A 12,027-nucleotide genomic window follows, 5' to 3' on the forward strand; every position below is an offset into this window, starting at 1 on the left:
GCGCCGCTCATTCCGGCGGAAGCGGCGGATTCGCGAATTCGATGAGTTCGCGCACCTGTTCGGGAAACCAGGCTCCGGCGCGCGGTGCCGTCATGCCGCGCTCGGGATCCGCCGGACCCGCCGTGCCGCGCAGACATTCGCCGTCGGATTCGCCGGGGATCTTGATCCAGAGGAAAGCATCGACATAGGGGTTGCCGCTGTCGAGCGTCGGTCGGCGTCCGAGCCCGCGCCCCGGCGGATTGCACCAGACTTCGGCATCCCGATATCGGCCCGCGGGCGGTTGCCACGATCCTCGCCCGTTGCGGCTCGTATCGATCACCGCATGTTTCTGGCGGGCCGGGTCGCGCTTCAGTCCCGCGCGTTCGAACAGCCGGTCATAAGCCGCGTCGGTTTTTCCCCATGTCGAAGGATCGTCGAACGCGGCGGGATGATATTGGCTCGGACAGGCGCGGGGATCGAGCCCTCCCTCGGTCACGAGCGCGAGGCAGTCGCTGACCCAGCGGGCATAAGGAACGACGCGTTCGTCGCTTTCGAAATTGGAGACGTTGAGGAAAAACCCCTCCGCCTTCGCGACGTCGGCCTTTATCAGCCGGCTCGCAATCTCCCCCGGCGCAAGCCAGCTGCTGCCGGTGCCGTCGAGATACAGGCGCACGCCCGGCAGCGCGGAGAGAATATCGACCGCGCCCCGCAATTGATCGTAGCGCCGTCCGGCCGCCGATTCATCCTGCCCTTCCGGCCGGCAGGCCTCCTCCTCGCCCGCCAGCGTCCGATGCCATGGAATGACGCCGAGCCCGTCGGGTTCGAGGACCACGATCGCCGCGCGATCGCCGATGCCGGCGGCGAAGCCGCGAATCCAGGCAAGATAGGCGCGGCCATCCGCGGCACCGCCCGCCGAATAGAGAGCACAGTCGCGATAGGGAATATTATAGGCAACGAGCACGGGGAGCCGCCTGTCGGCGGCCGCCCGGTCGACGATGTCGCGCACCCGCGCCTCGACAATCTCCGGCGTGCCATAGGCGAACCAGGCCGCCGAGGGGATTCGGGCAAGCCGGGAGGCGTCGCGTTTTGCGAGACCCTCCAGGCTTTCGGCAGCGGCGGCCGTGGTGCTTCCGCGATCGACGAACAGGTCGCTGTCCGACGCCATGGCCACTGGAATCACGAGGAGGAAAGACGCGGCGAACGAGGCCATGAGCAAGAAATGTCTCATCTTGACTCCTCACGGGGCCCGGGCGGACGCGATAGGCTCTTTGACGGCGGATGCACGGAACCGACGCGCTGCGGAGGATTAGTCCGCGCGGGCGCCGCAAACAAGCGCCCCGTCTGCCGGGGTTCTCCACGCCCGCGCAGACGCCAAAGCCACGAAGACAGGCGCCCGAACACCCCCTCGTGCAAAATCGCGCGGGAAGAAGCGGTCCGGCATTTTCGTTCCGCACGGCGGCAAAGGCCTGCGATCAACGGCGCTTCGCTAAGAATTATTAGCATTTGGGGCGTAAGCGCCGGGCCGGGGGTGTGGCTTGTATCACGCGCGACGCGATTCCGGCGCTGCTATCGACGCGCCATCGGCGCCGATCCTGCCCGCGCGCGCCGCCGACCTCGCCGCGACCGGCGATGCGGATTGGCTGGCGGCGGAATGGGAGCGTCTCGAGGCCGGCGGTCGCTGGCCGACCCAGACGCGCGCCTTCGCCACTGCGCTCGAACCGCTTTTGACCGGCCAGCGCCGCCGGCTGCTCTGCGTCCTGCGCGATTCGGCCATAGCGGCGCTGCTGCCGATCTGCCGCGAACCGGGCTGGCGCGCGCGCTGGCGGATAGCGGGGTCGCGCGAGCTGTTCGAGCCCGGCGACCTGCTCTGCGAAGGAGCGGCCGACGCGACCGCGCTGACGGCGGCGTTTCGCACGCTCGACCGACCTCTCTCGCTCGACCGGGTTCCCGCCGACTCCCCGCTGCTCCCTGTCCTTCGCGCGGCGATGAAGGGCAGCGGCTGGCTTTCGATCCGGCCCGCGACACCCTGCCCGATGATCCGGCTCGACGATAGCTGGCGCGATCCCGAAAGCCGATTCAATGCCGGCCGCCGGTCCGATTTCCGACGCGCGGCGCGGCGCGCCGAAGCGCTGGGACAGGTGAGCTATGAGACGCTGGCGCCCTCGCTCGCCGAATTCGACGCGCTTTTCGACGAAGCCATCGGCGTCGAGGCGCGAAGCTGGAAGCGCGAGGCGGGGAGCGCGATCGCGGTCGATCGCCTGCGCGAAACCTTTTTCCGCCGCTTTTTCCGCGCAGCGGCGGCGGACGGCCGGTTCCGTCTCTCCTTCCTGCGGGTCGACGGCGAAGCAGTCGCGATGCAACTCGCGCTGGTCTGGTCAGGACGCTATTGGCTGTTCAAGATCGGTCACGACGACCGCTTCGGCAAATGCTCACCGGGCACGCTGCTGATGCTCCATGCGCTCCGCTGGGCCAGTGGACAGGAGCTCGAAAGCTTCGAGCTGCTCGGCGAAACCGAGGCCTGGATCACGCGTTTCTGGACGCAGGATCATCACGCGTGCGTGCGCGTGCGCACCTACCCCTTTACCGTGGCGGGGATGATCGCCCTCGTTTCCGACGGCATCGCCTGGGCCTGGCAGCGCCTGCATCCCCGCGACCGATGACATCCTCGTCATTCCGGAACTGGATGCGCGCGCGCCGCTATGCGCTTCCCGAGGCGCTGGGCGGCCGCCTGCCCGCCCCCGGACCGGACGACGCGGCCGTGCTCTGCAACCGACTGCGCCGGCGCGGAGTCGCCGCGACCGCCGGTTATTTTCAGAGCGATCGCGACACGCCGGATACGATCGTCCGATCCTATCGCGCGCTGCTCGCCACAGGGGCCTGTTCCGGCGTCTCGGTCAAGGCGCCGCCGCTCGGCTTCGATCCCGGCCACCTGCGCGCGATCGCCGAAGCCGTCGCCAGCGCCGGGGCGATGCTGATGCTCGACGCCCATGGGCCGGGCGATGCCGAAGCGACGATCGCGGCGACCGAAGCCCTGCTCGCCGATTTTCCGCAGACCGGCTGCGTTCTGCCCGCACGCTGGCGGCGCAGCCTCGCCGATGCGGCGCGGCTGCGCGATACGCCGGCGAGGCTGCGCATCGTCAAGGGCGAATGGGCCGACCCCGTCGGCGATCCGGACGATGGGGGAGCCGCCTATCTGGCGCTGATCGAGCGGCTCGCGGGGCGCGCCGCGCCCGTGGCGGTCGCAACGCACGACCCGGCGCTCGCCGCGCGCGCGCTCGACCGGCTGATCGCCGCGGGGACGCCGTGCGAGCTCGAACAATTGCGCGGCCTGCCGCGACGGCGCACGATGGCGGCGGCGCGGGCGCGCGGGGTGCCGGTGCGCCTCTATATCCCCTTCGGCCCCGGCTGGTGGCCCTATGCGATCGACAAGGCGCTCGCGCGCCCGCACCTGCCCCTGTGGTGGCTGCGCGATCGCCTCGGCCTGTCCGATCGCTAAAAAAAGGCGAGGCCCAAATAAAATGGGGCGGCCTCGCTGTGAGTGCCGCCCCAGTTTGAGGGTCCGCCGGGGAGAGGGAGAGGGCGGACCGGAGATGGTGTCAGGTGTCTTAGCGCGAAGCCATCCTGGCGTCGGTTTCGACTTCGGCGACGCCGGCGAGCTTCAGCGCGGCGCGGAACTGCTTGGCGGCGGCGCGTTCGTTACCGGCTTCGCAGAGTTTCTTGCCGGTGGCGACGAAGCGCTTCGCATTGGCCTGCTTGGTGCCTTCGACGCCGTTCGAGGCGACATAGGCCTGTTCGGCGAGGCCCGAGCAGCGATAGTCGTTGCTGCCCGTCTGGGCATAAGCCGGCGAGGTCGAGGCGATCAGGCCGGTGAAGGCGAGCGCCGAAGCCGCGACGATCGCGAAGGCGGAGGGGAAGCGGCGGAAAGAGGAGAGCTGATTGGACATGGGAGAGGTTCCTTTCGTTTCGTTGTGCAACCTTTTTAGGAGCGGTTGCGCCCATAGATAATCCTCTATAATCTGCAAGTGCCTTGAAGCAGGATTTAACAATCCCCCATGGGGCGCTCGACGGGATCGAAGCTTTCCTCCGCGTTGCGGAAAGGCGGAGCTTTTCCGCCGCCGCCGCTGATCTCGGCGTCTCGCCGTCGGCGATCAGCCAGACGGTGAAGGCGCTGGAGGCGCGCGTCGGCGCACCTTTGTTCATGCGCACCACGCGCAGCGTCGGGCTGACCCAGGCGGGCGAGATGTTCCTCGAACGCGCCGCCCCCGCCTATGCCGGGCTCGCCGACGCCTATGAAGCGGCGCGCAACCTCGGTAACCGGCCCGCGGGGCGGCTGCGCATCAACCTGATGCGCGGCGCGGTGCAGCCGATGTTCGAACCGATCATCGCGGGCTTCGTCGACGCCTATCCCGAGATCGAGCTCGAAATCTATGCCGACGACGCGCTCGCCGACCTCAGCGCCGGGGGGTTCGACGCGGGGGTGCGGATGGGCGAATCGCTCGACGCCGATGTCATCGCGATCCGCCTGACCGGCCCGTTCCGCTTCGTCGCCGCGGCGTCGCCCGCCTATCTCGACCGCTTCGGGCGTCCCGAGACCCCCGAAGACCTGAAGGATCATCGCTGCATCCGCTTTCGCCTCGCGACCGGCGCGCTGATGCCCTGGACCTTCGCGCGCGGCAATCGCGAGATCGAGGTCGCGGTTTCGGGGCCGGTCATCGTCAACGACTGGATCGCCGCGCTGGTCGCGATGCGCACCGGGGTCGCGATGGGAATGATGGCCGAACCGATGGCGAAGAAGATGGTCGAGACGGGCGAGCTCGAACTGGTGCTGACCGACCATGCCGACGCGACGAGCGGCCTTTTCCTCTATTATCCCAGCCGCAAGCAGGTGATGCCCAAGCTGCGCGCCTTCATCGACTATGTGCGCGAATATCTGCCCGAGAACATCACCGACGCGGTCGGGTGACACCTTGGCCCCGCCACAGAAACAAATCCCTTCGTCGTCAGCAGAAAAATTGCGCTGGCGAATCCCCGAAAAAATCGGCAGCCCGTTCTCAATTAAAACAGTTGGGATGAAGACATGACCGAAATCGCGTCCTTCGACATTGCGGCCCTGCTGCCCTTCATCCTGATCGGCTTCGCCGCGCAGCTCGTCGACGGCGCGCTCGGCATGGCGTTCGGGGTGATCTGCAACACGCTGCTGGTCGCGGTGCTCGGGGTGCCGCCCGCGGTCGCCTCGGCGCGCATCCACGTCGTCGAGGTGTTCACGACCGGGGTTTCCGGGATCAGCCACCTGCTCCACCGCAATATCGAATGGCCGCTCTTCTTTCGCCTGTTGATCCCGGGAGTGATCGGCGGCGTGCTCGGCGCCTATGTGCTGACCTCGCTTCACGCCGACATGGTGAAGCCTTTCGTGCTCGCCTATCTGGTCGCGATCGGCATCTGGCTGCTCGTGCGCGGCCTCCTCTATCCCCCCAAGATCCAGAAACCGACGGTCATCGCCCCGCTCGGCCTGATCGGCGGCTTCCTCGACGCCGCGGGCGGCGGCGGCTGGGGGCCGGTCGTGACCTCGAACCTGCTCGTCCAGGGCGCCGAGCCGCGCAAGGTCGTCGGCACGGTGAACAGCGTCGAATTCTTCCTGACCCTCGCGGTTTCGGCGACCTTTATCTGGAACATCGGCTTCGCCGACGTCGCCGGGGCGACGCTGGGCCTGCTGATCGGCGGCGTGCTCGCGGCCCCGCTCGGCGCCTTCATGGCGAAGCGCTTCTCGCCCAAGCTGATGCTGGTACTCGTCGGCGTGGTGCTGACCGCGACGAGTGCGTTCGGGCTGTATCGGGCGGTGATGTAAAGCTTGCTTCTCCCCTCCCGCCTGCGGGAGGGGCCGGGGGTGGGCAGCGACGATGCAAGGGCCCACCCCGCTGCGGCTAGCGAACAAGTTCGCAAGCCTCGCTGCCCCTCCCGCCTGCGGGAGGGGGTGAGCTGGTTTTTCAATTTGCCGGCTTGGTCTCGTCGATCTTGTCGACCCATTCGGGAAAGAAGCTGGGCTCGCGCGCCGACCAGCCCGGTGCGGTCGCGGCGGCTTCGCTGATCGATTGCAGCAAGACCTTGCGCTTGTCGGGGTGGAGGTGCGGCAGCGAGGCCGCGGCGCAGAAGGCGCCGGGCAGCCACGGCCGCGCATGCGCGCCGAGCAGCCGCTCGTAGAGGAAGCGATAGGAGGCGAAACCCGGCAGCCGGTCCTGTCCGAGGTCGAACGCCGACACCGCGACCAGCGGCGCCATGAAACCTTCGAGCGCATCCAGACCGCTGTCGTCGGGAATATGCGCGCGAACGTCGACCAGGCGCTGATAGACCCTGGCCTGGACGCGGATCGCGGTTTCCTCGACCATGTCGCGCGACCAGCGGGCGATCGCGTCGTCGCGTTCGAGCCCGATGTCGAGCGAGCGGCGGATATAACGCTGCGTCGCCGCCGGAAAGCCGGCAAATTCCTTGATTTCCGAGATAGACAAGTCGCCAGCGGCCGGTCCTGAACGCGTAACCATGGTCATGCTCCCGCACGGGCGCCCAGGGAGCCATCCCCCCGGAGGCCTGCGTCAGATACTTTGCCACCAAAATGGTTAGTGGCGGGTTAACCATGGTGCCGGGACATGTTCAGGGTGATTGCAGGCCGTTGCGCCGTTTCGCGACCGGGCCTAATCAGCATGCCTCGAAACCAGAATATGCAGGACTGCCATGTCGCACGCACCGCAGCCGGTTATTTCCGCAACCGGCCTCTTCACCCCCGCCGAACGCATCTCCAACGAAGAACTTGTCGATAGTTTTAACCGCTATGTTGCGCTGCACAATAGCGAAAATGCCGCGGCGATCGCGGCCGGAGAGATGGCCGAACTCACCGAATCGAGCGTCGAGTTCATCGAGAAAGCGAGCGGAATCGGATCGCGCCATGTCGTCGACAAGGCGGGCATCCTCGACCCCGCGCACATGGCGCCGCGCCTGCCCGAACGCGGCAACGACGAACTGTCGATCCTCGCCGAGATCGGTGTCGCGGCAGCGAAGGATGCGCTCGCGCGCGCCGGGCGCGATGCGGCCGACGTCGACGCGGTGCTGTGCGCCGCGTCGAACATGCAGCGGCCTTATCCGGCGATGGCGGTCGAGATTCAGGACGCGCTCGGCATCGACGGCTTCGGCTTCGACATGAACGTCGCCTGCTCGTCGGCGACCTTCGGCATCCAGACTGCGGCCGACTATATCCGCGCGGGGCACGCGAAGAGCGTGCTCGTGGTGAACCCCGAAATCTGTTCGGGGCATTTGAACTGGCGCGACCGCGACAGCCATTTCATCTTCGGCGACGTCGCGACCGCGATCCTCGTCGAGGACAAGGCCATCGCGCCCGAGGGGCATTGGGACATTCTCGGTACGAAGCTGAAGACCGTCTTCTCGAACAATATCCGCAACAATTTCGGTTTCCTCAATCGCGCCCACGGCGGCATCGACCAGACCGGGCCGAAGACCGACAAGCTGTTCGTCCAGGAAGGCCGCAAGGTGTTCAAGGAAGTCGTGCCGATGGTCGCGGCGATGATCGTCGAGCAGATGGAGGCGCTGGGCCTCGAGGGCGCCGACATGCGCCGGCTGTGGCTGCACCAGGCGAACACCAACATGAACCGGCTGATCGCGCAGCGCGTGCTCGGCCACGAAGCGAGCGCCGACGAGAGCCCGACCGTGCTCGACACCTATGGCAACACGTCGAGCGCGGGCTCGATCATCGCCTTCCACCTGAACCATGCGGATATGGTCGCGGGCGACACCGGGCTGATCTGCTCGTTCGGTGCGGGCTATAGCGCGGGGACGGTGTTCGTCCGGAAGACCTGACGCCCGTCAGGGCACGAAGGTCGTGAAGAGGTAGACCGCGAACAGCATCAGATGGATCGCGCCCTGCAGCACCGTGGTGCGGCCGTTCGCCAGCGTCTGCGACGCGACGATCAGCGACAGGAACAGCAGCACCGCCGACTTGGCATCGAGGCCGAGGCTGATCGGCAGGTCGGTGACGATCGACAGGATCGCGACCGCCGGAATGGTGAGCCCGATCGTCGCCAGCGCCGAGCCCAACGCGAGGTTGAGACTCGTCTGCAACCGGTCAGCCTTCGCCGCGCGCACTGCGGCGAGCCCTTCGGGCGCGAGGATCAGCGCCGCGATCAGCACGCCGAGCACCGCGGGCGGCGCCCCCCAATCGGCGAGCAGCGCGCCGATGACGGGGGACAGATTCTTCGCGAGCAGGACGACCGCGAACAGGCTGGCGAGCAGCAGCGCGCCCGAAACCGCGGTGCGCTGAGCGCTCGGCGGGGCGGCGTGGGCATCGGGCTCCCCGTCGCCGTCGGCATCGCCGTCGGGCAGAAAATAGTCGCGGTGGCGCACAGTCTGGACGAGCGCGAAGGTCGCATAGAGGATCAGCGACACCGCGGCGACGAAGCCGAGTTGCTTCGCCGAATAGAAGGGTCCCGGCACGCTCGAGGTGAAATTGGGCAGCACGAGGGTCACGACGGTCAGCACGGTCAGCGTCGCGAGCGCAGCGCCGATGCCGGTGCGCTGAAACCGCTGTTCGTGATGGCGGATCGCGCCGCTGAGCAGGCAGAGGCCCATCAACAGGTTGAGGATCACCATCACCGCCGCGAACACCGTGTCGCGCGCCAGCGTCTGCGCCTTTTCGGGCTCGGCCTGCATCAGCGTCAGGATCAGCCCGACCTCGATCACCGTCACCGCGAGCGCGAGGATCAGCGTCCCGAACGGCTCGCCAACGCGGTGCGCGATCACCTCGGCATGGTGAACCGCCGCGACGACCGAGCCCGCGAGGATGATCGCGACCAGCCAGGGATTGAGCGGCATGGCGAAGCTCGCCATCGCGGCGGCGAAGCCCAGGATCGGAAAGATGTCGTTGGTGCGGTCGGCGATGCGGAGTTTCGTCGTCATGGGTTTTTATGGCAGGCGCCCCGCCCGAGCGCCACCCCCAACCTTGTCATCCCGGCGAAGGCCGGGATCTCGCCGGTGCGTATAACCGCGAGGTCGAGATCCCGGCCTTCGCCGGGATGACGCTCTGGATCAATGCGACCGAACCGGCAGCCCCGCCGCCGCCAGCCGCGCATGCGCTTCGGCGATCGTCGCTTCGCCGAAATGGAAGATGCTCGCGGCCAGCACCGCGCTCGCGCCGCCCTCGATCACCCCGGCGACGAGATGGTCGAGGTTGCCGACCCCGCCGCTCGCGATCACCGGCACCGACACCGCATCGGCGATGGCGCGCGTAAGCGCGAGATCATAGCCGTCCTTCGTGCCGTCGCGGTCCATGCTGGTCACCAGCAACTCACCCGCGCCGAGCGCGGCGAGCCGCACCGCATGGGCAACCGCATCGACCCCGGTCGCGGTGCGGCCACCGTGGGTGAAGATTTCCCAGCGGCCGTCTTCGACGCGGCGCGCGTCGATGCTGCCGACCGCGCATTGGCTGCCGAAGCGGTCGGCGATGTCCGCGACGAGTTCGGGGCGCGCCACCGCGGCGCTGTTCACCGCGACCTTGTCCGCGCCCGCGAGCAGCAGCGCGCGGGCATCCTCGGCGCTACGCACCCCGCCGCCGACGGTCAGCGGCATGAAACAGACTTCGGCGGTGCGGCTCACCATGTCGAGCAAGGTGCCACGTCCCTGATGGCTCGCCGAAATATCGAGGAAGCAAAGCTCGTCGGCGCCCGCGGCGTCATAGGCGCGCGCCGCCTCGACCGGATCGCCCGCATCGCGCAGGTCGACGAAATTGACCCCTTTGACGACGTGCCCGTCGGCGACGTCGAGGCAGGGAATGACGCGGACGCGGACGGTCATCTGCTCCGCTCCCATTTATGGGAGGGGTTGGGGGAGGGCCTGTTCCGGAAGGGCGGCATTATGGACATGCCCTCCCCTAACCCCTCCCGCCAGCGGGAGGGGAACCGGCGGCCGCAATCGCTTCGGCCAGATCGAGGCGGCCGTCGTAGAGCGCGCGGCCGGTGATCACACCTTCGATGCCGTTGGCGACATGCGGGAGCAGCGCGTGGATGTCCTCGATCCCGGCAACCCCGCCCGACGCGATCACCGGGATATCGACCGCCTGCGCCAGCGCCACCGTCGCCTCGACATTGCAGCCCTTGAGCAGCCCGTCACGCCCGACGTCGGTGAACAGCAGCGCCGCGACGCCCGCATCCTCGAAACGGCGGGCCAGATCCTCGACGCGCACGTCGGAAACATCGGCCCAACCTTCGGTCGCGACGAGGCCGTTGCGCGCATCGACCCCGACAACGATCCGGCCGGGCAGATCGCGCGCCGCCGATTTGACGAATTCGGGATCCTTGAGCGCCGCGGTGCCGATGATCACCCGCTCGACGCCCAAAGCCAGCCAGCGATCGACCCCGGCGCGATCACGAATGCCGCCGCCGACCTGCACCTTGCCCGGAAAGGCGGCGATGATGGACTCGACCGCCGCGCCGTTGACGCTCGCGCCCGCGAAGGCGCCGTCGAGATCGACGACATGCAGGTGCGTTGCGCCCGCCTCGGCGAACAGCCGCGCCTGCGCCGCCGGATCGTCGCCATAGACGGTCGCGCGCGCCATATCGCCTTCGGCGAGCCGCACCACCTGCCCCCCCTTCAGGTCGATTGCGGGGAAGATGGTCAGGGCCGCCAAGACAAAAACCTTTCGAGCGTCGCGAGGCCATAGGCCTGGCTTTTTTCGGGGTGGAACTGCACGCCGACGATATTGTCCTTCGCCACCGCCGCCGTGAACGGCCCGCCGTGGCTGCTCGTCGCCGCGACATGCGCGGCATCGGCGAAATGATAGCCGTGGAGATAATAGGCTTCGCCCGCCGCGATCACCGGATGCGCGACCATCGGGACCACATCGTTCCAGCCCATGTGCGGAATGCGCAGCCCCGGTGCCGGATCGAAGGCGCGTACCGTGCCGCCGATCCAGCCGAGCCCAGCATGCCGCCCATGCTCCTCGCCCGCGTCGGCGAGAAGCTGCATCCCGACGCAGATACCGAGAAAGGGCGCACCGTCGCCGCGCACGCGCCGCTCCATCGCTTCGATCAGGCCGGGAATCGCCGAAAGGCCGTTCATGCAGGCCGCGAAGGCGCCGACCCCGGGAAGCACGACGCGGTCGGCCTTGGCCACGACATCGGGATCGGCGGTAACCGCTACGTTCTCGGCGCCCGCCGCGGCGAGCGCGTTGTGAACCGAGCGAAGATTGCCCGCGCCATAATCGATCAGGGCGATGGTCACATTCCCCTCCCGCCTTCGGGAGGAGCCAAGGGTGGGCGCGAGCGTAGCGCGCATCCGACGTTGCAGAGGCCCACCCCGCTGCGACTAGCGAACAAGTTCGCAAGTCTCGCCGCCCCTCCCGCTTGCGGGAGGGGGGCTATCATAGCACGCCCTTCGTGCTGGGAATCGCATCGCCCTTGCGCGGGTCGATCTCGACCGCCTGGCGCAGCGCGCGGGCGAGCGCCTTGTAGCTGCTCTCGGCGATATGATGGTTGTTCTCGCCATAGAGGGTTTCGAGGTGCAGCGTGATCCCGGCGGTCTGCGCGAAACTCGCGAACCAGTGCGGGAATAGCTCGGTATCCATCTCGCCAAGCCGCGGCTGCGAGAAACCCGATTTGTAAACGCAGTAGGGCCGCCCCGAAATGTCGAGCGCGCAGCGCGTCAGCGTCTCGTCCATCGGCGCGTGCGCTTCGCCATAGCGGGCAATGCCGCGCTTGTCGCCGAGCGCCTTGGCGATCGCTTCGCCGAGCGCGAGCGCGCTATCCTCGACCGTGTGATGCTGGTCGATATGCAGGTCGCCCTTCACCGTCATGGAAATGTCGATCAGCGAATGGCGCGACAATTGCTCGACCATATGGTCGAGAAAACCGATGCCGGTGGACACCGAATAATCGCCCGTGCCGTCGAGGTTGACGGCGATCGCGATATCCGTTTCCTTGGTCGTGCGCTGGACGGTGGCGGTTCGCATGCGCGACGCCTTAGAGCCTCTGTTTCACGTTGCAAGGCGATTCT

The 12,027-nt window shown here is 67.6% G+C and carries 13 protein-coding genes; 5 read left to right on the top strand and 8 right to left on the bottom strand.

The genetic code is table 11. From position 1 onward, the window contains the following. Window positions 1-7 precede the first annotated feature (7 nt). Complete coding sequence (locus tag ACVENA_RS16940; protein WP_449326324.1) at window positions 8-1,207, bottom strand: glycoside hydrolase family 6 protein; 1,200 nt, start codon at window positions 1,205-1,207, stop codon at window positions 8-10. Between the two features lie 307 nt (window positions 1,208-1,514). Here ACVENA_RS16940 and ACVENA_RS16945 point away from each other — a divergent pair, with 307 nt between their 5' ends. Beyond that, on the top strand, window positions 1,515-2,639 hold the full coding sequence (locus ACVENA_RS16945) for a GNAT family N-acetyltransferase (protein ID WP_449326325.1): 1,125 nt from the start codon (window positions 1,515-1,517) through the stop codon (window positions 2,637-2,639). 23 nt (window positions 2,640-2,662) lie between these two features. Continuing rightward, window positions 2,663-3,475: a proline dehydrogenase gene (locus tag ACVENA_RS16950; protein ID WP_449326326.1), complete on the top strand. Its 813-nt coding sequence runs from the start codon at window positions 2,663-2,665 to the stop codon at window positions 3,473-3,475. A 109-nt stretch (window positions 3,476-3,584) separates the two neighbouring features. Here ACVENA_RS16950 and ACVENA_RS16955 read toward each other — a convergent pair whose 3' ends face one another. After that, window positions 3,585-3,923, bottom strand: a complete 339-nt coding sequence (locus tag ACVENA_RS16955; RefSeq protein ID WP_449326327.1) for a hypothetical protein — start codon at window positions 3,921-3,923, stop codon at window positions 3,585-3,587. A gap of 83 nt (window positions 3,924-4,006) precedes the next feature. On the opposite strand from ACVENA_RS16955, the gene ACVENA_RS16960 reads away from it, so the two are divergent. Further along, complete coding sequence (locus ACVENA_RS16960; protein ID WP_257545288.1) at window positions 4,007-4,942, top strand: LysR family transcriptional regulator; 936 nt, start codon at window positions 4,007-4,009, stop codon at window positions 4,940-4,942. A gap of 114 nt (window positions 4,943-5,056) precedes the next feature. Then, on the top strand, window positions 5,057-5,824 hold the full coding sequence (locus ACVENA_RS16965) for a sulfite exporter TauE/SafE family protein (RefSeq protein ID WP_257545290.1): 768 nt from the start codon (window positions 5,057-5,059) through the stop codon (window positions 5,822-5,824). A 139-nt stretch (window positions 5,825-5,963) separates the two neighbouring features. Here the strand turns inward: ACVENA_RS16965 and ACVENA_RS16970 are convergent, their stop codons facing one another. Then, window positions 5,964-6,515 carry a hypothetical protein gene (locus ACVENA_RS16970; protein WP_257545292.1) on the bottom strand — a complete coding sequence of 184 codons (552 nt, stop codon included), beginning with the start codon at window positions 6,513-6,515 and terminating at the stop codon, window positions 5,964-5,966. 190 nt (window positions 6,516-6,705) lie between these two features. Between ACVENA_RS16970 and ACVENA_RS16975 the strand changes: the two genes are divergently transcribed. Continuing rightward, window positions 6,706-7,842, top strand: coding sequence for a beta-ketoacyl-ACP synthase III (locus ACVENA_RS16975; RefSeq protein WP_449326328.1), 1,137 nt, complete (start codon window positions 6,706-6,708; stop codon window positions 7,840-7,842). A 6-nt stretch (window positions 7,843-7,848) separates the two neighbouring features. Here ACVENA_RS16975 and ACVENA_RS16980 read toward each other — a convergent pair whose 3' ends face one another. The 5 genes from ACVENA_RS16980 to hisB form a co-directional block, all read right to left on the bottom strand. Continuing rightward, window positions 7,849-8,937: a calcium:proton antiporter gene (locus ACVENA_RS16980; RefSeq protein WP_449326329.1), complete on the bottom strand. Its 1,089-nt coding sequence runs from the start codon at window positions 8,935-8,937 to the stop codon at window positions 7,849-7,851. Between the two features lie 129 nt (window positions 8,938-9,066). After that, window positions 9,067-9,831: an imidazole glycerol phosphate synthase subunit HisF gene (gene hisF, locus ACVENA_RS16985; protein ID WP_449326330.1), complete on the bottom strand. Its 765-nt coding sequence runs from the start codon at window positions 9,829-9,831 to the stop codon at window positions 9,067-9,069. A 76-nt stretch (window positions 9,832-9,907) separates the two neighbouring features. Then, window positions 9,908-10,663 carry a 1-(5-phosphoribosyl)-5-[(5-phosphoribosylamino)methylideneamino]imidazole-4-carboxamide isomerase gene (gene hisA / locus ACVENA_RS16990; protein ID WP_449326331.1) on the bottom strand — a complete coding sequence of 252 codons (756 nt, stop codon included), beginning with the start codon at window positions 10,661-10,663 and terminating at the stop codon, window positions 9,908-9,910. Further along, window positions 10,651-11,256, bottom strand: a complete 606-nt coding sequence (hisH, locus tag ACVENA_RS16995) for an imidazole glycerol phosphate synthase subunit HisH (protein ID WP_449326332.1) — start codon at window positions 11,254-11,256, stop codon at window positions 10,651-10,653. The genes hisA and hisH overlap by 13 nt, the downstream gene beginning before the upstream one ends. Window positions 11,257-11,395: 139 nt before the next feature. Then, window positions 11,396-11,983: an imidazoleglycerol-phosphate dehydratase HisB gene (gene hisB / locus ACVENA_RS17000; protein WP_449326333.1), complete on the bottom strand. Its 588-nt coding sequence runs from the start codon at window positions 11,981-11,983 to the stop codon at window positions 11,396-11,398. Between the last annotated feature and the right edge of the window lie 44 nt (window positions 11,984-12,027).

Source organism: Sphingopyxis sp. 550A (genome assembly GCF_053569535.1).

Coding starts and splice junctions, on each gene's coding strand:
- ACVENA_RS16970 (WP_257545292.1), bottom strand. CDS start 6,515: ATGGTTACGCGTTCAGGACCGGCCGCTGGCGACTTGTCTATCTCGGAA.
- ACVENA_RS16955 (WP_449326327.1), bottom strand. CDS start 3,923: ATGTCCAATCAGCTCTCCTCTTTCCGCCGCTTCCCCTCCGCCTTCGCG.
- ACVENA_RS16980 (WP_449326329.1), bottom strand. CDS start 8,937: ATGACGACGAAACTCCGCATCGCCGACCGCACCAACGACATCTTTCCG.
- ACVENA_RS16940 (WP_449326324.1), bottom strand. CDS start 1,207: ATGAGACATTTCTTGCTCATGGCCTCGTTCGCCGCGTCTTTCCTCCTC.
- hisF (WP_449326330.1), bottom strand. CDS start 9,831: ATGACCGTCCGCGTCCGCGTCATTCCCTGCCTCGACGTCGCCGACGGG.
- hisB (WP_449326333.1), bottom strand. CDS start 11,983: ATGCGAACCGCCACCGTCCAGCGCACGACCAAGGAAACGGATATCGCG.
- ACVENA_RS16975 (WP_449326328.1), top strand. CDS start 6,706: ATGTCGCACGCACCGCAGCCGGTTATTTCCGCAACCGGCCTCTTCACC.
- ACVENA_RS16950 (WP_449326326.1), top strand. CDS start 2,663: ATGCGCGCGCGCCGCTATGCGCTTCCCGAGGCGCTGGGCGGCCGCCTG.
- ACVENA_RS16965 (WP_257545290.1), top strand. CDS start 5,057: ATGACCGAAATCGCGTCCTTCGACATTGCGGCCCTGCTGCCCTTCATC.